18 protein-coding genes are annotated in these 20,748 nt (G+C 34.5%); 10 read left to right on the plus strand and 8 right to left on the minus strand.

Annotated features, from left to right (window positions below; translation table 11 throughout):
- Positions 1 to 30: 30 nt before the first annotated feature.
- The 3 genes from ACFOOI_RS08270 to ACFOOI_RS08280 all read left to right on the plus strand — a co-directional run bounded on the left by ACFOOI_RS08270 (position 31) and on the right by ACFOOI_RS08280 (position 2,951).
- Positions 31 to 630, plus strand: coding sequence for a glutathione peroxidase (locus ACFOOI_RS08270; RefSeq protein ID WP_379836935.1), 600 nt, complete (start codon positions 31 to 33; stop codon positions 628 to 630).
- 2 nt (positions 631 to 632) lie between these two features.
- Positions 633 to 1,505 carry a 1,4-dihydroxy-2-naphthoate polyprenyltransferase gene (locus ACFOOI_RS08275; RefSeq protein ID WP_379836937.1) on the plus strand — a complete coding sequence of 291 codons (873 nt, stop codon included), beginning with the start codon at positions 633 to 635 and terminating at the stop codon, positions 1,503 to 1,505.
- 108 nt (positions 1,506 to 1,613) lie between these two features.
- Positions 1,614 to 2,951 (plus strand): tetratricopeptide repeat protein, encoded by a 1,338-nt coding sequence (locus tag ACFOOI_RS08280; RefSeq protein WP_379836939.1) that lies wholly within the window; start codon positions 1,614 to 1,616, stop codon positions 2,949 to 2,951.
- Positions 2,952 to 3,012: 61 nt separating this feature from the next.
- Here the strand turns inward: ACFOOI_RS08280 and ACFOOI_RS08285 are convergent, their stop codons facing one another.
- Complete coding sequence (locus tag ACFOOI_RS08285; RefSeq protein WP_379836941.1) at positions 3,013 to 3,798, minus strand: AMP nucleosidase; 786 nt, start codon at positions 3,796 to 3,798, stop codon at positions 3,013 to 3,015.
- Positions 3,799 to 3,871: 73 nt separating this feature from the next.
- Here ACFOOI_RS08285 and ACFOOI_RS08290 point away from each other — a divergent pair, with 73 nt between their 5' ends.
- Positions 3,872 to 4,306 carry a type I restriction enzyme HsdR N-terminal domain-containing protein gene (locus ACFOOI_RS08290; RefSeq protein WP_379836943.1) on the plus strand — a complete coding sequence of 145 codons (435 nt, stop codon included), beginning with the start codon at positions 3,872 to 3,874 and terminating at the stop codon, positions 4,304 to 4,306.
- A gap of 4 nt (positions 4,307 to 4,310) precedes the next feature.
- Here the strand turns inward: ACFOOI_RS08290 and ACFOOI_RS08295 are convergent, their stop codons facing one another.
- The 5 genes from ACFOOI_RS08295 to ACFOOI_RS08315 form a co-directional block, all read right to left on the minus strand.
- Positions 4,311 to 5,063 (minus strand): LytR/AlgR family response regulator transcription factor, encoded by a 753-nt coding sequence (locus ACFOOI_RS08295; RefSeq protein ID WP_379836945.1) that lies wholly within the window; start codon positions 5,061 to 5,063, stop codon positions 4,311 to 4,313.
- A 9-nt stretch (positions 5,064 to 5,072) separates the two neighbouring features.
- Positions 5,073 to 9,266, minus strand: coding sequence for a PAS domain S-box protein (locus ACFOOI_RS08300; protein WP_379836947.1), 4,194 nt, complete (start codon positions 9,264 to 9,266; stop codon positions 5,073 to 5,075).
- An 18-nt stretch (positions 9,267 to 9,284) separates the two neighbouring features.
- Positions 9,285 to 10,463, minus strand: a complete 1,179-nt coding sequence (locus ACFOOI_RS08305) for a sensor histidine kinase (RefSeq protein WP_379836949.1) — start codon at positions 10,461 to 10,463, stop codon at positions 9,285 to 9,287.
- A complete protein-coding gene (locus tag ACFOOI_RS08310; protein WP_379836951.1) occupies positions 10,460 to 12,211 on the minus strand; it encodes a phospho-sugar mutase in 1,752 nt (583 codons plus the stop codon). Before ACFOOI_RS08310 ends, ACFOOI_RS08305 begins: the two co-directional genes overlap by 4 nt.
- A 249-nt stretch (positions 12,212 to 12,460) precedes the next feature.
- The gene (locus tag ACFOOI_RS08315; RefSeq protein WP_379836953.1) at positions 12,461 to 12,631 is read right to left on the minus strand and encodes a hypothetical protein; all 171 of its coding nucleotides are present in this window, start codon (positions 12,629 to 12,631) and stop codon (positions 12,461 to 12,463) included.
- 90 nt (positions 12,632 to 12,721) lie between these two features.
- Here ACFOOI_RS08315 and ACFOOI_RS08320 point away from each other — a divergent pair, with 90 nt between their 5' ends.
- The 3 genes from ACFOOI_RS08320 to serA all read left to right on the plus strand — a co-directional run bounded on the left by ACFOOI_RS08320 (position 12,722) and on the right by serA (position 16,133).
- Entirely contained in the window at positions 12,722 to 13,576 is an 855-nt protein-coding gene (locus tag ACFOOI_RS08320; RefSeq protein WP_379836955.1) for a hypothetical protein, read from the plus strand.
- 89 nt (positions 13,577 to 13,665) lie between these two features.
- The gene (locus ACFOOI_RS08325; RefSeq protein WP_379836957.1) at positions 13,666 to 14,007 is read left to right on the plus strand and encodes a DUF2853 family protein; all 342 of its coding nucleotides are present in this window, start codon (positions 13,666 to 13,668) and stop codon (positions 14,005 to 14,007) included.
- 221 nt (positions 14,008 to 14,228) lie between these two features.
- A complete protein-coding gene (gene serA, locus ACFOOI_RS08330) occupies positions 14,229 to 16,133 on the plus strand; it encodes a phosphoglycerate dehydrogenase (protein ID WP_379840210.1) in 1,905 nt (634 codons plus the stop codon).
- An 82-nt stretch (positions 16,134 to 16,215) separates the two neighbouring features.
- Here the strand turns inward: serA and ACFOOI_RS08335 are convergent, their stop codons facing one another.
- Together ACFOOI_RS08335 and ACFOOI_RS08340 are read right to left on the minus strand one after the other, a co-directional pair.
- Positions 16,216 to 18,288, minus strand: a complete 2,073-nt coding sequence (locus ACFOOI_RS08335) for a purple acid phosphatase family protein (RefSeq protein ID WP_379836959.1) — start codon at positions 18,286 to 18,288, stop codon at positions 16,216 to 16,218.
- A gap of 125 nt (positions 18,289 to 18,413) precedes the next feature.
- Positions 18,414 to 18,935 carry a DinB family protein gene (locus ACFOOI_RS08340; RefSeq protein WP_379836961.1) on the minus strand — a complete coding sequence of 174 codons (522 nt, stop codon included), beginning with the start codon at positions 18,933 to 18,935 and terminating at the stop codon, positions 18,414 to 18,416.
- 166 nt (positions 18,936 to 19,101) lie between these two features.
- Between ACFOOI_RS08340 and ACFOOI_RS08345 the strand changes: the two genes are divergently transcribed.
- The 3 genes from ACFOOI_RS08345 to gmk all read left to right on the plus strand — a co-directional run bounded on the left by ACFOOI_RS08345 (position 19,102) and on the right by gmk (position 20,736).
- A complete protein-coding gene (locus ACFOOI_RS08345; protein WP_379836963.1) occupies positions 19,102 to 19,710 on the plus strand; it encodes a sigma-70 family RNA polymerase sigma factor in 609 nt (202 codons plus the stop codon).
- Between the two features lie 57 nt (positions 19,711 to 19,767).
- Positions 19,768 to 20,064 carry a hypothetical protein gene (locus ACFOOI_RS08350; RefSeq protein ID WP_379836965.1) on the plus strand — a complete coding sequence of 99 codons (297 nt, stop codon included), beginning with the start codon at positions 19,768 to 19,770 and terminating at the stop codon, positions 20,062 to 20,064.
- A gap of 66 nt (positions 20,065 to 20,130) precedes the next feature.
- Positions 20,131 to 20,736 carry a guanylate kinase gene (gene gmk / locus ACFOOI_RS08355; RefSeq protein ID WP_379836967.1) on the plus strand — a complete coding sequence of 202 codons (606 nt, stop codon included), beginning with the start codon at positions 20,131 to 20,133 and terminating at the stop codon, positions 20,734 to 20,736.
- Positions 20,737 to 20,748: the final 12 nt, after the last annotated feature.

The following is a 20,748-nucleotide window of genomic DNA, read 5'->3' on the forward strand; positions in this document are numbered from 1 at the left end:
ATATATAAACGCTTTAAATATTTTTCAAATATGAAAACTGCTTTACTTGTTGGTGGAGTACTTGCTTTGGCTGCATTTTTTAAAAGAAATACAATTTCAAATTTGCTCAGCGACAAAAATCAAATAAAAACTTCTACTGGAAATATGGAATACCTAGGCTCTTTCTACGATTTTAAAATCAAATCGTTAGACAACAATGATTTAGATTTATCTCGATACAGAGGCAAAAAAGTAGTTTTGGTAAATGTAGCTTCAAAATGCGGATTTACACCTCAGTATGCCGATTGGGAGAAATTTCACGAAACTTATGGAGACAAAATAGTAGTAATCGGAATTCCTGCAAACAATTTTATGTCACAAGAACCCGGTTCTAATTCAGAAATTGCAGAATTTTGTCAAAAAAACTACGGTGTTAATTTTCAAATGACCGAAAAAGTTGAAGTTATTGGAGAAAAACAACATCCGCTTTATCAATGGTTAAGTAAGAAAAATCAGAACGGATGGAACGACCAAGCTCCGACTTGGAATTTTTGTAAATATGTAATCAACGAAGAGGGAAAGGTAACACACTTTTTTGCCTCTAAAATATTGCCTACAAGCGAAGAATTCAAAAAAGCAGTAGGAATCTAAATATGAAACATTGGATAGAAGCGGCTAGACCACGAACATTGCCTTTGGCTTTATCAAGTATAATTCTAGGGAGTTTTTTGGCTTATCACTCAGGTAATTTCCATTGGAAAATTTTTGGACTTGCTGTTCTAACTACTACGCTTTTACAAATACTCTCAAATTTTGCAAACGATTATGGCGACTCTCAAAACGGGGCAGACTCTAGCGATAGAGTTGGGCCAAGCCGAGCGGTGCAATCTGGTGTAATATCGCCAGCTAAAATGTTTAAAGCCGTGGTTATTTTTGCTTTTCTATCCATAATCAGTGGTGTGTTATTACTCTATGTTTCTTTCGGAAGTTTTGCTGACCCTGCCTTTCTTCGCTTTTTTGGATTAGGATTAGTCTGTATTTTAGCCGCATACTTTTATACAGCCGGTAAAAAACCTTATGGATATTCCGGATTTGGAGACATTTCAGTTTTTCTATTTTTCGGTCTGGTTGGCGTTTTAGGAAGCAATTTCCTGTTCACACATGTTTTAGATTTCAAACTATTTTTGCCCGCTTCGGCGTGTGGATTATTAGCAACAGGTGTCTTAAACCTGAACAACATAAGAGACATAGAATCTGACAAAAAAACTGGGAAAATAACTATCCCTGTTAGGTTAGGCAAAAAGAAAGCGATACTCTATCACTTTTCCCTTTTGGGTTTAGCTTTATTTTTAACAGTAATATTTTTATCAAAAATAGGTTTCTCAAACTACATTTTTTTGATTCCATTTCCTTTGATTTTGCTAAATGGTTTTCAATTATTAAAACTAGAAAACCCCGACCCACTTTTAAAGCGACTTGCATTGAGCACCCTAGTTTTTGTTATTTGTCTAGGCTTAAGCCTATAAATCTCCCCTTTTTCCTCATAAATTCTGTTTTTTGTTTGAATAGCATTTGAATTTCCTGATAAATATTATTGAAATGTTTATCTTTGAAAGTTTAATAATCTTATTTAAATGAAAAAAATATTTATCGTACTTCTCCTTCAGCTAGGAGCATTTGTATCATTTGGTCAGCAAACAGCCTCTGAACATTTCGAATTAGGCGTTTCTAAAAGTAAAGCAGGTGATTTTATTGGGGCCTTGGCTTCGTTTAGCACCGCTATTTCAATGAATCCTGAAAACCCACAGTGTTACTTTAACAGAGGCTTGGCCAAACAAGCCCTTAAAGATAACCGAGGTGCTATCTTAGATTTTGATAGATCAATTGACCTTAGTCCAAGAGACGCCATGTCGTTTTTATACAGAGGCCTAAGCAAATCATACCAAGATGACAATAGAGCCGCTCTGCAAGACTTTAACAGAGCGATTGAACTTGCCCCAGAAGATTCATATTCGTATTTACAGCGTGGATTTATTAGAGCAAAACTAAATGATTACACGAAAGCCATTCAAGACTTTTCAAAGGTAATAGAGCTCAATGCAGATAACTCTGAAAAATACCAAGCGTATTATTCAAGAGGTCTTTGCAAATCAACACTTGAAGATTACAACGGAAGTATCGCTGATTTTACGAAGTCGATAAGCATAAATCCGAAAAGAGCCCAAACATATGCTGAAAGAGGTAAAAACAGAATAAAAGTAAATGCATATACGGATGCCGTTTTAGACTTCGACGAAGCTTTAAAATTAGACATTCAAGATGCGGAGTCGTTTTATTATAGAGGATTTGCGAAAGCAAAACTTGAAGAGTACAATTCAGCTAAACTTGATTTAGATAAATGTATCCAACTTAAAAACGATTATAGAGCAGCCTACTACGCGAGAGGTTTTGTTCAATCAAAATTAAATAACTCTAAAGCCGCAATTTCAGACTTAAGTAAGGCGGTAGAAGACATTACTGAATCAAAAAAAGGGAAAGATGCTTATGTGGGTCCTATGCCTAAAAATGTAATGGAGGACTTAAAAAAGAAAGTAAGCGAAAAATCAAACATTGTGGATTTCACAAGCGACCGCTCTGAGGTTTTTTACGCAAGAGGAATGGCCGCATTTAAAGCAAACGACTATAAAGATGCTTTGGGCGACCTTAACAAATCGATTGAACTTAACCCAACTTATGCAGAAGCACATTTTGGTAGAGGACTAGTGAGATCAGGAATGGGTGACCAAAACGAAGCGGTTGTCGACTGCGGAAATGCAATCAAAATCAACCCAAAATATGCAGAGGCGTACTATGTAAGAGGATTGATTAAACTTGCCACAGGCGACCGCAACGGTGGCTGCTATGACCTTAGCAAATCAGGTGAGTTAGGTAACTCAAGTTCGTATGGAATAATAAAAGATTATTGCAACTAATAATCGACAATGGATAACATGAAAAAAGCCCTTGAAATTTAATTTCAAGGGCTTTTTTATTTTATGACTTCTGATCTTCAAACCTAAGGTGCTTAACAGACTCTCCAGAATTGGCGAGTTCATCTAATGCCTCTATACCAATTTGGATATGTTTCTCTACAAAGTTATTGGTTACTTTTTTATCACTGGCTTCAGTTTTAACTCCGTCTGGTTCCATCGGGTTGTCAGAAACAAGTAACAAGGCACCGTGAGGTATAGAGTTAACAAAACCGACTATAAATATTGTGGCAGTTTCCATATCGATACCCAAGGCTCTTATTTCTCTCAAATAAGCCTTGAATTTTTCGTCATGCTCCCAAACCCTGCGGTTAGTGGTATATACCGTACCCGTCCAGTAGTCCATGTTATGTTTAATAATCATCTCCGAAACCGAACGTTGCAATCTAAAGGAAGGCAAAGCAGGTATTTCGGGTCTAGCGTAATCGTCTGATGTACCTTCACCCCTTATAGCCGCAATAGGCAATATGAAATCTCCCAGTGCTGTAATTTTCTTTAAACCTCCACATTTACCTAAAAACAAAACCGCTTTAGGCTCGATTGCAGTTAATAAATCCATCACTGTGGCGGCCATGGCACTACCCATCCCGAAGTTAATGATGGTGATATTTCCAGCAGAAGCAGTTTGCATGGCATTACCTTTTCCTTTTACTTCTACTCCAAATTTATCCGCAAAAATCTGCACATAGTTACCAAAATTTGTCAATAATATATACGGCTTAAACTCTTCAAGTTTTGTACCTGTGTATCTGGGTAGCCAGTTCTTTACAATTTCTTCTTTACTTTGCATATAATTCTTACGTTTTTAAATATTGTAGGGATAAACCACTAATAGTTGAAAATAATTCCAACAAATAAAAAAAATGACTAACAATCTGGAATCGCGATTCAAATTTAAGGAAATTGAAGGCAAACAGCACATTTATGATACATTAAGAAATAAATACATTTTACTCACTCCTGAAGAATGGGTGCGTCAAAACATGCTGTGGTCGCTGATAAATGAACTTAAATATCCAAAATCATTAATAAAACTAGAAGGTGGTTTGAATTACAACAAACTTCAGAAAAGAACAGATATTGTAGTTTTTGACAGAACTGGGAAACCTTTTTTATTAGTTGAATGTAAAGCTCAAGAGGTGCCTATTGACCAAAAAGTAGTGGAACAAGCGAGTAGATATAACTTAATTCACAAGGCTCCATACATTTGTGTTACGAATGGCGTGAAAACATTTTGCTTTCATATAGATTTTGAAAACAATAAAACTACACAATTGAAACAGCTACCTGACTTTTAAAAAATCACATATCATTTAACCACTCCAAAAACTCCGACTTCCTTCTTCTCGAAACTGGAATCTCAACATTTAAGTCTGTCAAGATAGTGCCTCCTTCTCCTTTTGTATATTTTTTTATGTATTTTTTATTGACTAAAAACGAATGATGAATTCTAAAAAAATCATACGTTTCTAAAAGCTCCTCAAAGTCCTTGATACTTTTGGTGACTATTTTTTTTGTACCATCCTGAAGAAAAACATGCGTATAATCTTCGTCCGCTTCACAATATACGATATGATCAATCTGCACTAATTCGAGTCCATTTAGCACAGGCAAAGGTATCTTGTTTGTAGAATTTTTTGTTTTCTTGAGGGTATCTAAAAATATCTTAAAATTGCTTTTATAGTCTGCATTTTCAATATTTACAATGGCTTTATCTACTGCCATTTTGAGTTCGGCAATATTGATGGGCTTCAGTAAATAATCCAATGCACTAAATTTAATAGCAGTAATGGCATATTGATCAAAACCTGTTGTGAAAATAACCTGGAAGTCTATCTCGTCAAATCGCTCCAGCAAATCAAAGCCTGAGCCAAAAGGCATTTCAATATCTAAAAATATTACGTCAGGCTTCTTGTTTTTAATCAGCGGATAGGCATCATCAATATTATTAGCTGTAGCAAGGATCTCAAGTTTATCCTCACAATAGGTAGTAACTATTTTGCTTAAAGTTTCTACGCTTCTGTTTTCGTCATCAATGATTATACAAGTATACATCTGCCAATTTTAGTTTATAGGAAATAATATTTCTACAAGTGTGCCTTTATCTTCTTTGTCCGGATATAAGTCTTCTATCTTAAAATCAATATTACTCATATTGAGTTTATTATAATTCTCTAAGCGTTGGGTTGTTATTTTTAAGCCTTGCGATTTATAGCCTTGGTTTGTTTTCTTTCTAATCACGTCAGATTTTGCCCTACCTACACCGTCGTCTTTGATCGTAACTTTTACGTAATCCGAAATGTTTTTAAACTCAACTGTCAAACTCCCTTTTTCTTTTTTGTATCTCAAGCCGTGGTTAATCGAGTTTTCGATAAAAGGCTGAAGTAACATTGTTGGAATTTCAGCAAATATATTGATAGCTGGGTCAACTATAAAAATAACTTCAAACTTATTTTCAAACCTTAGTTTTTCGAGGTCTGCGTATAGTTTAAGCATCTTTATTTCTTCGCTGATAGAAATATACTTACTTCTCGATGAATCTAAAAATAATCTTATAAGTGAAGCAAATTTCGACAAATAAATATTAGCAAACTCCTCTTCTTTATTAATTATATAGCTCTGAATTGCATTTAAGGCATTAAAAATAAAATGTGGGTTCATTTGCATTTGCAAAGCCCTAAGTTCTAGTTCGGCGAAAGCACTTTCTGCTTGTTGTTTTTCAAGGATTGATTCTTTCGCAAATTTTTCAGCTTCTTTTATTTTAGTAATATCAGAAATCACCCCGATAAGTAACCGTTTATTTGTTTCGCTGTCGTGAATAATTTTAGTGTTAGACTTCAGCCACTTTATGGCACCACTCCTTGTTTTAATCCTATAATTACCTTGCGATTCGTTATTAATATCTAATTCCGCATAAATATTTTTCAAAACCTCTTTGTCTTCTGGTATAACCGCCTTTAAGGTAGATTTGATGTCACTTCTCCATTCTTCAGTTGATATTTCATAGATTTCACTTATCGAATTACTCACAAAAACAGGCTCTAAATCTGGGTATGTTAGGGCCCAAACCATTTCGTCGAGAGAGTTTAAAATTAAGTTTAAATGTTTTTGACTTTGACTTAAAGCCAACTCCATTTTTTTCCTTGAGTCTATATTCCTAATCACTAAAATGACCGACTCCAAAGAATCATCTTCATTGTAAAGAATATTAGGAACTATCTCATACCATTGGTATTCACCTTTAAAATTTCTTAATTTAGTTTGAAACTCAAGCACCTTTCCTCTTTCTTCTACCGACTTATTTACAAGCCCCATCACTTTAAGTTTCTCTTTTTCTTCCACATAGTCAAAAAGAGAGACACTTGGATTACCGACTATATCATCCACTTTAAATCCAAATATTCGTTCACATGAAGCTGAATAATGTTGAATTCTGGAATTTTTTATAACAATAAACCCGTCTGAGGTATTATCTGTAATAAACCTCAAACTCCTTTCGCTGTTTGAAATAAGTAACTCAGCTTGTTTACGTTTCGTTATATTATTGACGATTGAAATATATTGGATAATCTGACCTTGCTCATTTTTCACAACTGACCAAGCTACGCTAATCCATACGATTTCTCCATTTTTATCTACAAATTCTATTTCGTCATAATTATTTATTGAATTATCTTTGGTAAAATTGACACTTTTGTTAATTCCCCTTGACTTTAAAAGTTGCGATATTTTCTTACCGACTACTCTGTCAAATTGTGTTTTAAAAAGTTTAATAAAAGCATTATTGACCCAAGTTACGGTACCATCTGGATCAGAAATCAACACCGAATTGTAAATCTTCTGAGTTACGGTAGAAAGTAGTGCAACTTCCTTATTAATTTTTATTTGTTCGGTTACATCCACACTTACGCCGCTCACTTTTATGACTTCGCCATTTTCACCTAAAATAGGGAAAGTCTTCTCTGAAATATGGCGTACTTCGCCGTCAGGCCTTTTAATTCTATAGGTAATTTCACAAACTTGATTGTTTTTGTGTTTCCATTTTCTTTCTTTTATCAAATGAAAGTCTTCGCGAAGAACATTTTCTTCAACTATCTCTGGGTTTTTATTATAATCATTTTCATCGTAACCAAATACCTCCTTGCAGGCTTTACTCACGAATAAAAACTTTTTATTTGGAACATCAAAAAGCCAAAAAACATCTTTAACAGTATCACTTATTAGTTGAAGATTAAAATGATTTTCAGCGATAAGCTTTGTGTTTTCTGATCTTTCTATCGCAGCCGAAATATTTGAGGCCAAAGTTTGTAAAAATAAAAATGAATCTTCATCCCAATCATCATTACTTATTCTTCTATCAAAACCTATAACTGAGTTTAGTTTATCATTGATAAATATTGGAATAAGAACCATGGTCTTTATTCCAAATGAATGCAACAATTCTCTTACCTCTTCATTTTCTATGGTTCTCTCTTCATAAACCTGGAGTTTCTTTAGTTTTAATTTTTCAACTAAAAACTCAAAATGTGAAGGCGGAAATTCTGTCATATATGGCAGCTCAATATCCTCAGCTTCGTTTTTATCCCATAAAGCAATAGTCTCAGTAGAATTTATTTCAAAAAGCAGATTAAAATAATAAGCTCTGCATACATTTGTGGACTTACCCAAAACCTCAACTATTTGATGAATACAATCTTTTAAGTTATCATTTTTGTATAAAAGTTGCGTTATTTTTTCTACCCCTTCTAAAATCCGGCTTTTAGCTAATAGCTTATTCTCTGCTTTTCGTTTTGCATGAAATTCATATGAAGCCAAAAAGTAATTTCCAATATGCTGCCCAAACAAAATTTCTTCGTGTTTCCACTCTCTTATTTCGCTTGTTGCACAGCACAGTCCACCTATTAAATTACTTCCAATCCTTAGCGGAATATCTACTTTAGACTTAATATTTTTATTCTCAAAATAGGCCTTAATGGCAGGATTTTTAAATGGAATCTTAGACGTATCTGAAACTTCCACAACCAGTTTATCATTAAACTGCATCATGTATTCAAGCCATTCATCGAGATTCAATACTTCGGGTTCCGAAATGTCAACAATGTTGTTTTTTTCGTAAAAATATACCTTTATCTCGTTATTAGTAAGCAACCAAACCGCACCTGAGTCTAATTCTAAACCCTGAATCAAACTTTCAGATATTTTTTTTGTCACATCAAAGACACTGTCCGATTCTAAAAAGTCTAAAAATGTTAAACCAAAGGTTATATTATTTAATTTGTCTGCTAATAAAGCCTTCTCTTTAAGTTGAATATTATTTTTAACTTCATCTGTAATATCCCTGGCAAACACCAATACACAGGTGCCCTCCTCTCCCGGAATTTCAAGAGGCACTTTACTCGTTTGAAAATACCCCAAAGTACCATCACCCCGTATACCAGGCTCGTTTTCAATAAAAAGAGACTTACCCGTACTTATTACTTTTTCATCCTCAACTCTATACTTATTAATAATCTCTTGATCGTCCACTAACTCTGCATCTGTTTTTCCAATTATATCTTCAAGTTTTACCTTAAAATCATTTACAACGGCATCATTTACAAACAAAAACTCGCCTTTGCTATTTTTACAAAAGACATAGCCGTTAAAATAATTAAACAGATATTCTTTGAGAATTTCAATGTATGACAATCGAGATTTAAGGTTTTCAAACTCGGTTTCATCTCTGGTAAATATGATAGTCCTCGTGAGTTTTCCTGCTTGATTATACAGAAAAAACAGTGCGTCTTTTCGGTATGAAGTTGATTCGCTATCTACAGCTTTAAACTTTAGCTCGAGGTAGGTTTGTTTTCGCTCCAATGCCTTCTCTACACTTTCTTGCACCATAACTTTGTCAGCTTCGCTAACAAGCGAATACAAATTTTCGAGTCTGATAAGCTTAGTATTTTCAAGATAAGGCGAATATCTCTTGTATAAGTTTGCAGAAACATACACCAAAACCCAGTTTTCAATCACAAAAATTCCGTCTTTTGAACTAGACTCAAAAACAACATCTGAGTTTATCTCAAGAATATTTGGGTCAAAGGGTTTGACTTTTTGGTTAGTGTTTTTTTCAGAACGAGGTTCAATTTCCTCATCCACCAAAAAACCAGGGGCGTCGTTTAGTTCTTTTTTTAATTTTTCAAATTTATTTCTTTGAATAACTAATGCTAAAACTAGACCTCCGATTAAAAGTAATAATATGAGTAAAAAAACCATCATTGCTTTATTGGGTATGGGTTATGTAATGGGGAATCTAACTTCTACCACTGTTCCAATATCTTTTTCTGAAGTATCATTTTTTGAATATAAATCTTTAATAGAAAAGACTATGTTCGTATCGTTTATTTTGTTGTAAGTTTCAAGTCTTTCCGAGGTGATTTTCAAACCCTGAGACTTATATCCTTTCCGGGTGTTGCTTTGTACCTCTTTAGCCACTGCCCTACCCACTCCATTGTCTTCTAACCTACAGATTAAGTAATTGTTTTCTACAAAAAAAGTGATTTTCATAAAACCCATTTCGGATTTATACCGCAAACCATGGTTAATTGAGTTTTCTACAAATGGCTGAAGGATCATGGTCGGAATCTCAAAATACTTGTTTACCTCTGGGCTAACTTCAATGGTGTATTCAAACTTTCCTTCAAAACGAAGTTTTTCCATTTCTACGTACAGGTTTAACATCCTAACTTCTTCTTGGAGCGATATGTATTTACTTCTAGAGGAATCCAAAAACATGCGAATTAAATGGGCGAATTTTGAAAGATAGTTGTTAGCCGTGAGTGCATCGTGCGTCATTACATACGACTGAATAGAATTTAAGGCATTAAAAATAAAATGGGGATTCATTTGCAACTGCAGGGTTCTCAACTCCAGCTCCACTATTTGCCTGTGGTGTCGTTGCTCTTCGTCAGCCCAAAACTTCAGGAAACGCTCTCTGCCATAAAAAAGCCCAAATAATGAAACAAAGCTTGCACCCCAAAACCACCATGTACGCCACCATGGTCTTTTTACTATAACATCAAAACATGTCACCTTAGATTCTTTACCCGATTTGGTAATATATTTGACTGATATGGCATAATTGCCCGAAATAAGATCCGTGAATTTAAAGCTATTTTTGGGGGATAAAATCCAATTTGAACTGCTGTCTACAAATAAACTTTTCCTGTCTAGTTTATATGCAAAAGAAGAGATAGCCTCATTGAGCTTTGGTGGGGCTACCTCTACTTTTATTGTTCTTTCGTAATAATTTAAACTATAACTCGCCTGAAATTTATTGTCATTACCAGCAGTTTCTACATTTACTATTTTCAATGCCGGCAATTCACCCTTGGGTGCAGCATTAACCTCTCCTGAAACAAATTCAAGAAAAACGATTAATATTAAAAACGAGTTACGTAAACCAATTATTTTCAACTTAATTTTAATTCAATAGCAATATTTTGAACTTTAGATTTTAATAACTCCAAGGTTTCGTCAAACTCTTCTTTTGACTTAAGTTTTGATTTAACACCGATATAAAACTTGATTTTAGGCTCGGTGCCTGAAGGTCTACACGTAAACTTGGTGCCATCAGCTGTAAAAAACTGAAGCACATTTGAGGTTTCTATACCGAGTTTTCCTGAAGGAATATCTTCCGTTAAACCCGTTTTAAAATCTGTACGCTTAAGTAAGCCATAGTCATCCATTCTGATAACTTTAGAACCTGATATGGTTTTCGGAGGACTCGTTCTAAAATCAGTCATCAATTGCTGAATTTCTTCTGCACCTGACTTTCCTTTTTTGGTAACCGAAACTAAGCCTTCGTAATAAAATCCAAATTGCTTATACATATCGGCCAGAAAATCAAAAAGACTCAAACCCTTATGTTTCGCATAGGCTGTTAATTCAGCAATAATAGCACAGCTCGCAATAGCATCTTTATCTCTTACTTTATCTCCAATTAGATAACCGTAGCTTTCTTCTCCGCCACCTATAAAGGTCTCTTTACCTTCTAATTCTCTAATTACCTGAGCTATATATTTAAAGCCAGTTAAGGTATTGTAACATTTAACGCCGGCTTTTTCAGCCATAGCGTCTATTAAGTCAGTAGTCACGATGGTCTTACATACAAATTCGCTGCCTGTTAGTTTTTTAGCGTTTTTCCATGCTTTTAGCAAGTAGTAAATAATCAAACTTGCGGCTTGATTACCGTTTAATAACTGCCACTCGCCTTTTGGATTTTTTACAGCCATACCTACTCTGTCTGCGTCTGGATCAGTAGCTATTACCAAGTCTGCGTCTATTTCTTTTGCTTTTTTAAGCGACAAAGTCATTGCCTCTTTTTCCTCTGGATTAGGATAAACCACCGTAGGAAAATTGCCATCTGGCGTAGCTTGTTCTTCTACAATAGTTACGTTTTCAAAACCTAACTGAGCAAGTGCCAGGGGCACCATGGTTATACCAGTACCGTGAATTGGACTAAATACAATTTTGAGATCTTTCTGTTTTTTGATAATCCTTGGTGCCACCGCAATACTTTTTACGGCTTTTAGGTATTTTTTATCCAAAACCTCACCTATCATTTTAATACGTTTTTTAACGCCTTTAAACTTAATGTCTTTTACATTAGTAATGGCATTAACCTCCGCCACGATATTTTTATCGTGAGGAGCAACTACTTGAGAACCGTCGTTCCAATATACTTTGTATCCGTTATATTCTCTTGGGTTATGAGAAGCCGTGATAACTATACCTGACTGACAGCCCAACTCACGCACAGTAAATGACAATTGTGGTGTAGGTCTTAGCTCTTTATATAAATAAACCAATATGCCGTTTGCAGATAGAATATTAGCGGCTATTTGAGCAAATTCAGGAGAGAAGTTTCTACTATCATAAGCAATTGCAACTTTAATCTCTTGTCCTTCAAAACACTTGTTCAGATAATTTGCCAGACCTTGAGTGGCAGCACCTATTGTATATTGGTTCATTCTGTTTGAACCGACACCTATTTCGCCACGCATACCACCTGTGCCAAATTCCAAATTTTTGTAAAACGAATCTGTTAGCAAAGTTGCGTTTTCTTCTGCTATAAGTTTATTTATCTGAGCTTTGGTATCATCGTCATATTTGCCTTTCAACCATTTATTAATATTTTTTTCTACTGTGCTTTCCAGTTTCATTTTGCGACTTTTTAATAAGTTAATATTGTAGTAAACAAATAAAGCGATAATAATAAAATTTATCAAAAAAAATGCCGCAAATAATATTTTTGCTACCGTTTAATAAACTTTTTAGACTTATTTGAGGTGCAGAATTACAAAAAAAAAATCGTTGAGTGGGATAAAAAAAAACTCGAATAACAACATATTTGTGGTTACCCGAGTTTAAACAATGCGTATTTATAAAAAAATAAGCTAAACTTTTACGAATTAATGCTCGTGAAGATTTTCACTGTCATAACCAGATGCAAAAATACCGATCATAATAAGCGAGCCTACTATAAACGTGAACATATCTGTGAATACACCCAAAATCACTAAAATAAGTAAAAATATGGCGATCATTAACCAAGATGGAACTTTCTTTATTGCGTTTGACATGATAAATTTTTCGATTTTTTATGCAATATTAATACTTTTGTAAACAACCAAAAAATAGATTGCAAAATATTTAATCAAAATAGTAAAGCCTTGAAAAAAAATATCCTGCTAATTTTCTATTTTAGTTTATGTTCCATGTTCACATTTGGACAAGAATCACCTTATTATCAACTCCCCAAAAACCGAAAAACAGACGCAGAAGCTTTAACTTTCCCTAACCTAAAGCCTTTTGTTCTTAAATATTACATTTCAGCATCAGGAGGCTTTAAAAAAAACCTTACAAAACTCAAAACTAATGATGACAGTCCAAACATAGACACTAACAGCCCACTTTTGCTAAACTGGGAAATGGCCATAGGGCAAAACAGAAACAACGACTATTTTTGGGAAATTGGCTTGGTACAAAATTATACAAAACTCACCACTTCATTCCAAAATGTATATATTAACAGATCCCCACTTTCGTTTACTTCCGACATAAACTCCTACTACATACCTTTGAGAGTTAAGAAAAGGCTATTTTACATTGATAAAGTTGCCCGAACCACAATGTTAAATATAGGCACAGGAGTGATACTGCCCTTTGCCACCAAAAAAATAACAACGAGATCGAACGATATAAACTTTAATCCTACGAGAAACCCTACACCAGACGAAATCATACGCCTTAAATACAACATTAACCCATATTTATCAAAAGTGGGATTTGAAGCTCAATTAGATTTAAGAGGAAAAGTGACCGAACGTTTAGAGGTCAGTCTAAATAGTAAATATGTCTTTATTCCGCAGAATAAATTTTATCATGAAATACTAATTGGTAACTACGACGGTACTCAAAATGAATATAAACATATCCTGAAAAACTCGATTTTCCAGTTTGGAGTGCAAGTTCAGCTTAACTCTCCGATGTTTATAAAATATACCGACGATATTGCTGAAAAATAAAAAATGATTAATACTTATTTGTTTGGAAATGAGAATATTAAAATTTAATTTTATTAGTTACATTTTAAAAAATCCTTAATTTTATTACTATGAGTAAATTTAATGAATGTGTTGAACTTTATAAAAAGCAAAATGCAGAACTCAACCTTGGTTTAGACGAAGCACTTCTTATCGGAGTAGCAAAAGGACTAGGCCCTTCAATTTACAACAATGATTCATCAAAAGTGTCTGGTTCTGACCAAAAGGAGCTTGATACCGTAAAAAACAACTTCCTTATCAAAAAGCTTGGATTACCTGATGGTCCAAATCTTCAAGCGGCTATAGATGAAGTAATGGTACAAATGGGAACTAGCAACAAGAGCAAACACAGAGCTGTGGTTTATGCTTTGTTGGCTAAAAAATTCGGTAAAGAAGGAATGTACATTAAGTAAGGTATTTAAGACTTCTTCTATATTTAAAAATCCAGTTTCAGCTGGATTTTTTTTTGTTACACATACAGAATAAAAAATGGTATTTATAAAATAAAGCAACTAAAAACAGAACTTTGTTGGACTTTTTCAATAAATAAAGTTATTATTTGTATACTGCACAATATTCACCAATCAGATAAAAATCTAAGTTCTTATTTTAGCGAAAAAATAAAAAAATCAGAATTGTGGTAACAACTAACGAAAGAAAAATTTTTGTAATAGATTTTGACAGCACTGTAACTCAGGTAGAAGGACTTGACGAACTTGCAGCTATCGCTCTAAAAGGGCAAGCTGATGGAGCTGAAGTTGTAAAAAAAATAAAAGCACTCACAGACGCAGGTATGAGTGGTGAAATTTCTTTCTCAGAAGCACTAAAAAGTAGAATAGAGCTACTAAAAGCTAACAAATCCCACATTGAAATTTTAATTGACTTCTTAAAAACTAAAATTTCAGACTCATTTTTAAGAAACAAAAGCTTCTTAAAAGAATATAATGCAGATATATACATTGTATCGAGCGGTTTTAAAGAGTTTATTTTACCTATAACTCAGAGCCTTGGCCTAAAAGACGAAAATGTATACGCTAACACGTTTACATTTGACAAGGAAGGAAACATAACGGGAGTTGACCAAAGCAATGTTTTAGCTCAAACTGGAGGCAAAATAAAACTAATGGAAAGTCTTAAGTTTGAAGGTCACGTTTCTGTGATTGGAGACGGATACACTGACTTCGAAATAAAAAAAGCAGGCTTTGCTGATAGATTTTATGCCTTTACCGAAAATGTAGAACGTCCCAAAGTAGTAGCAGAAGCAGACTTCGCCATCAAATCTTTAGATGAGTTTTTGTTTTATAACCAGCTACCAAGAGGACAATCATATCCTAAAAGTTTAATAAAGGTACTTTTACTAGAAAACGTACACCAAGCTGCTGTGGAAGCTTTCGAAAGCCAAGGTTTCGATGTAGAGTTTCATAAAGGGGCCATGGACGAGGATGAGCTTATCGAAAAAATTAAAGATGTTTCGATTATTGGAATTCGCTCAAAAACAAACTTAACGAAAAAAGTCCTTGAAAATGCCGATAAGCTAATGGCTATTGGAGCGTTTTGTATTGGGACAAACCAAATAGACCTGAAAACCGCTACCCAAAAAGGTATCGCAGTTTTTAATGCTCCTTACAGTAACACCCGCTCTGTGGTTGAATTGGCCATTGGTGAGATGATTATGCTAATCAGAAAGATTTTCCCCAAAAGCGAAGCTATGCATAAAGGTATTTGGGACAAATCTGCTATTAATAGCTTTGAGGTGAGAGGCAAAAAACTAGGAATGATTGGTTATGGCCACATAGGTACCCAACTTTCGGTTATTGGAGAAGCACTAGGAATGGAAATTTATTTCTACGATATCGTAGATAAAATGCCAATTGGTAATGCTAAAAAATGCAAAACCATGCAGGAGGTTTTCGAAACTGCGGATGTGGTAAGCTTACATATTGACGGAAGAAAAGAAAATACAAACCTAATCGGGGCAAAGGAATTTGCTCAGATGAAAGACGGCGTTATATTTATGAACTTGGCGAGAGGCCCAGTGGTTAATATTCCTGATCTAGTGGCAGCTATAAAATCAGGCAAAATAGAAGGTGCTGGAATAGACGTATTCCCGGAGGAGCCAAAGACCAACAGCGACCCGTTTGTATCAGAACTAATGGGACTAAGCAATGTAATCTTGAGCCCGCACATCGGGGGAAGTACGGAAGAAGCTCAACAAGGAATAGGAACGTATGTACCAGAGAGGCTATTAGAATACATAAATAACGGAAGTACAACAGGAAGTGTAAACTGCCCTGAGGTTCAGCTTCCATTGCTTCAAGACTCTCATAGAATACTACACATACACAGAAATGTACCGGGTATTATGGCAAAGCTTAACAATATTTTTGCCAAGCACCATATCAATATCACGGGTCAATATCTTAAAACAAACGAGACCGTAGGATACGTTATCGTGGATATTCAGAAAGCATATTCGCGTGAATTTGTTCAAGAAATAAAAGCAATAGAAGAGACTATTAAATTTAGAATGTTATTCTAAAAATACCTTTTTTAAAATTAATAAAGGGCTGCTCAAATAGAGACAGCCCTTTATTTTTTATTCACCAATTAGAAAATACCCTTTATTTTAGAATTACTTTTTCTACATAAGTCTCCCCGCTTTCGCTAACCATCTGCACATATATCAATCCTGACTTACTTGCTTGTAATTTCTTTAAGCTGAGATCAAATAAATGCTCGCCTTCGCTTAGGTCATACGATTTCTCTTGCGAAAGATTCCTTCCGAGTTCATCCGTTATTATTAAAATATACTTAGCCGAAATCGGAGTATAAAACTTGACTTTCACGTCAGTTTCAGCTGGGTTTGGAAAAACAGACAACTGTTTTAGTTTATTAGGCTCATTGGCCAATATTATTACTTTAGGTTTTTCTTGAACCAAAAGCTTGCTAGACACTTTGGCTTCGCACCCTTTATACTTTACCGTTACCGAATAACTCCCTTCGTTTTCTTTAGAAACTTCTTTTAAAGTCAATTGGCTGGAATTATTTTCTATGGGTCCTTTTGGTCCTTCCCAAATATATTTTGCATTTGCAATAGTCGATGTATTCACAACCACATTAGAGCCAAAAGGCACTGCTGCTGTACCAAAATCAAAGGTGTTGACCTGAAAAGGCTTAACTTTTACAACAAAATCGTCTTTCAAACACCCTTTTGAGTCTTTTACCGAAAAACTGCTATTGGTATTCAAACTGTCTAATTTTAATATTTTCGTTTTAATAGCCCCGCCATTCCAAATAAAATCAGAAGGCCACGAAGCAGCTAAGCTCAATGTATCGCCACAAGCAACTTCAAATTCTTTCGTTTTATTCACGTTTTTTAACATGGTAAACTGATCGGCGATTTTACCAGTTTCTAACAAATATTTAGCCTCAAGTTTATTATTTTCTACTTTAAGTAGAAGTGCTCCTGCATCTGTCGAGTTAGAATATGCCATGGCATTGTGCGGATACCCTTCTGAAACATACCCAACCCAGCCTCCTGTACCTGCCACTACATATACAGAGCCTGAATCTTTTTTGATATAAGGGCAAGAGTCCACTGAGCCGTCATATCTCCCATTTGAGGTAGAAACTCCGTATTTTTTAATATCAAACTCCTCGTCTTTACCTCTAAAATTTGACATAAAATAAGAACGCTCATAGTTATGGCTGTGACCATTTAGCACCAAGTCTACTTTATAGTCATTTAAGATTTTAACTAAATTTAACCTAATGGCAGTTAAGTCAGTTTCAATATCTGAATTGTGAGTACCTTTTGAGAAAGGTGGATGGTGAAAATAAACCACTGTCCACATTTGCTTATTGGCAGCTAAGTCTTTTTTGAGCCAATTAACTTGAGCACTAAGTGTATCGGCCATGTTTCGGCCATCTTCAAGAGCATATGAGTCTAAAGACACAAAATGCACATTGGCATAGTCATATGAGTAGTAGGCCTCACTTTTAGAAGCCACACCTCCACACTCTGCTTGGGTAGGCATAGTAAATGCCTCGAAATAGTAGGCTTTCGCACCATAATCATTTGGCCAAATTGTCCTTCCACCATAATCGTGATTTCCGGGTGATGGCCACAATACCGTATTTTTCAAGAAACTATTCTTATATATGTCAAAAAAATTTGTACGATATTGATCTTTAAAACCGTCATTATATGCATTGTCGCCAAGCAAAAGCCACCCATCAATTGGCCTATTACCAAAATATCCATTAATAGCTTTTTCTACATTTTTTTGGCCATCGGTACCTGTACCACAGTCACCTAAAATCACCATTTCAAAAGACTCCGTGCTGCCAGTTTTAGGAGAAGTTATGAAATAATTTTTATCACCACTTTCTAGTACTACATCTTTATAACCTACTTTGTACAAGTATTTGGTTTTGGGCAAAAGATTTTTAACTCTAATTTCATGCAGTGTTTTGGGCATAGAATCTACAATAGTTTTTGTTTCCATGCTTGCAGCATTTTGATACGTAAGTTTAGATTCTGTAGGTATATCAGTTTCCCACCTTATGGTCATTTGAGACTCATTAGCCATTTGCAAGTATGGGCTTCTGCTAAGTTTTTGAGAAAAAACATGGTGCAAAACACCAAAAACAAAAACTAAAAGTGTAAAATATTTTTTAGAAAAAACGCTCATCAATTATTATTTTTTTACAAAATTACGACCTGAAAATCAAGATACTGTTAGTCTATTCCAATATTCTTTTATTTAAATTTATAAACGAACAAATCGTGGTTTTGGTTGAAAACAATAAATGGATTTTATTTCAAGTTCAAATACCTTTCTTTTATTACATTGGCGTGGTGCAGGCCATGCCCCATAATCACAAAGCCCAATGAAAGTGGTGATAAGCGAATATGATTAGCTGTTCCTTTTCGAAGTAGCATTTTTTTGTTAAAGCTTTCAAACATTAAAATATTTGATTTTCTAACAATACCAAATTCTTCCATCAGATCTTCCACAGTTCTATTTTCTAAATTGGTATTTTTAGCATATTCACCTTCATCGAAACCAGGCATCATATTTTCATCAAACCTTGCGAAGCACAATGCCCGGTATACCATTATTCTTTCAGTATCAATACAATGCTGTAGAATATCTTTTATGGTCCATTTTCCGGGAGCATATATTTTATCTTTGAGTGCGGCTAATGCATCTGTGGATGGAAATACATTATGTGGTGCATAATGATTCAAACCTTCAATCAGGTCTACATCGTCAGTAATAGAAATGTATCTATCAAAAAACTTTGGCAATTCGCCTATGTCACTTTTTTTTATCATTTCTTTGGATTTAAATTTTTCGAAAATAAACCAATAAAATTAAACATTCCAACGTATCATTAAAATATTCCTTTGGTCATATTTTGTATTATTTTAGGAGATATGTATGTAAAATTGCTTATAATTTAAAAAAAACCGATAATTTTGCACAAACTGATAGGCGGAAATGGAATTTGAAGAAGAAGAAGAATTAGAATCGAAACCGAGATATAGCCCCGAGGAGCAGTATCGCGTGTTTGACAAAGAGTTTATGCCACACATAGACTCCATGTATAACTTTGCATTTCGCTTAACTAACGACGAGGACGATGCAAATGACCTTGTTCAGGACACCTACTTAAAAGCTTACAGGTTTATTAACTCATTTCAAGAAGGAACTAACGCCAAAGCTTGGCTATTCAGAATCCTCAAGAACAGTTTTATTAACGACTACAGGAAAAAAAGCAAGGAGCCATCTAAAGTTGATTATCAAGAAGTAGAAGCGGTTTACAACTCAAATGAGGATGCTGAATTTGAAAGCACATCGGATTTAAGGATAGAAGCGGTTCAAGACTTAATTGGCGATGAAGTAGCTATGGCCCTTAATGGACTTCCAGTCGATTTCAGGACAGTTATCATATTATGTGATATCGAAGGCTTCACGTATGAGGAAATGGCTAAGATATTAGACATACCAATAGGAACTGTAAGATCAAGATTACACAGAGCTCGGAACTTATTGAAGGAGAAATTGCGTTCTTATGCTATATCAATGGGATATAAAGAATTGCGTTGAAAATTTTTACTTATTTAATAAACTTTTGAAATGTCCGAGTGCTCAAATAAAGGTGTAATGAAAGAAAAGTGTGAAAACCACTCAAACTGTATGAAGCTCATTCAAGCAGTTTTAGATGGCTCTGCTTCAAACGAAGAGATTGAGCATTTCAAGACTAATATAGAACAATGTATACCTTGTATAGAAGGTTACGAACTCGAAAAAACTATTAAAGAATCACTGAATACTAAAGTAGATAAAAAATGTTGTCCTAAATCAACTTTAGAAGCAATCAAGTCTAAAATTGGGATATCAATGGGTGTTATTTTAGTTATACTGATTGAAGTTAAATTATTCCATTTGTTTTTTAGTTAAGACTATTATTGATTTTAAATCACATTAAATATACCCACTGGAGTTCTTTCCGGTGGATTTTTTTTTATGGCAAAAGGCAAAACCATTATTTTCTGTGCACCTTCAGGTTCGGGTAAAACCACCTTAGTGAAGCACTTATTAGCCACAAACGAAAACCTCGGATTTTCAATATCGGCTTGCACTAGAGACAAAAGAGGTCGAAACGAAGAGCACGGAAAAGACTATTACTTTTTAAGTATAGATGAGTTTAAAAGCAAAATAAAAGAAAAAGCCTTTATAGAATGGGAGGAAGTTTACCCAGGAGGCTATTATGGCACCTTGAAATCTGAAATAGACAGGCTTTGGGATCAAGGAAAAAATGTAATTTTTGACGTAGACGTAAAAGGAGGCCTAAAACTTAAAGAATATTTTGGTGACGACGCCTTGGCTATATTTGTAAAAGTACCCTCGATGGAGGAACTTGAGAAAAGACTAATAAATAGAGGTACAGAAAGCGAAGAAAGTTTATCTAAAAGGTTGTATAAGGTTCAGTTTGAAATGGCCTTCCAAGATCAATTTGATGTAGTTTTACTCAATGACGACTTGGAAAAGTCTTTTGTAAAAGCTCAAAAGCTATACGATGAATTTACTTCAGGAATTCTAAAACTTGACTCGAAACCTTTAAACTATTAAAACCTTCTCTTT

Source organism: Lacihabitans lacunae, from assembly GCF_042649125.1.
GTDB classification, from domain to species: Bacteria; Bacteroidota; Bacteroidia; order Cytophagales; family Spirosomataceae; genus Leadbetterella; species Leadbetterella lacunae.

Coding starts and splice junctions, on each gene's coding strand:
- ACFOOI_RS08275 (WP_379836937.1), top strand. CDS start 633: ATGAAACATTGGATAGAAGCGGCTAGACCACGAACATTGCCTTTGGCT.
- ACFOOI_RS08310 (WP_379836951.1), bottom strand. CDS start 12,211: ATGAAACTGGAAAGCACAGTAGAAAAAAATATTAATAAATGGTTGAAA.
- ACFOOI_RS08315 (WP_379836953.1), bottom strand. CDS start 12,631: ATGTCAAACGCAATAAAGAAAGTTCCATCTTGGTTAATGATCGCCATA.
- ACFOOI_RS08295 (WP_379836945.1), bottom strand. CDS start 5,063: ATGTATACTTGTATAATCATTGATGACGAAAACAGAAGCGTAGAAACT.
- ACFOOI_RS08280 (WP_379836939.1), top strand. CDS start 1,614: ATGAAAAAAATATTTATCGTACTTCTCCTTCAGCTAGGAGCATTTGTA.
- ACFOOI_RS08285 (WP_379836941.1), bottom strand. CDS start 3,798: ATGCAAAGTAAAGAAGAAATTGTAAAGAACTGGCTACCCAGATACACA.
- ACFOOI_RS08350 (WP_379836965.1), top strand. CDS start 19,768: ATGAAAGAAAAGTGTGAAAACCACTCAAACTGTATGAAGCTCATTCAA.
- ACFOOI_RS08335 (WP_379836959.1), bottom strand. CDS start 18,288: ATGAGCGTTTTTTCTAAAAAATATTTTACACTTTTAGTTTTTGTTTTT.
- ACFOOI_RS08300 (WP_379836947.1), bottom strand. CDS start 9,266: ATGATGGTTTTTTTACTCATATTATTACTTTTAATCGGAGGTCTAGTT.
- ACFOOI_RS08325 (WP_379836957.1), top strand. CDS start 13,666: ATGAGTAAATTTAATGAATGTGTTGAACTTTATAAAAAGCAAAATGCA.
- gmk (WP_379836967.1), top strand. CDS start 20,131: ATGGCAAAAGGCAAAACCATTATTTTCTGTGCACCTTCAGGTTCGGGT.
- ACFOOI_RS08340 (WP_379836961.1), bottom strand. CDS start 18,935: ATGATAAAAAAAAGTGACATAGGCGAATTGCCAAAGTTTTTTGATAGA.
- ACFOOI_RS08270 (WP_379836935.1), top strand. CDS start 31: ATGAAAACTGCTTTACTTGTTGGTGGAGTACTTGCTTTGGCTGCATTT.
- ACFOOI_RS08345 (WP_379836963.1), top strand. CDS start 19,102: ATGGAATTTGAAGAAGAAGAAGAATTAGAATCGAAACCGAGATATAGC.
- ACFOOI_RS08290 (WP_379836943.1), top strand. CDS start 3,872: ATGACTAACAATCTGGAATCGCGATTCAAATTTAAGGAAATTGAAGGC.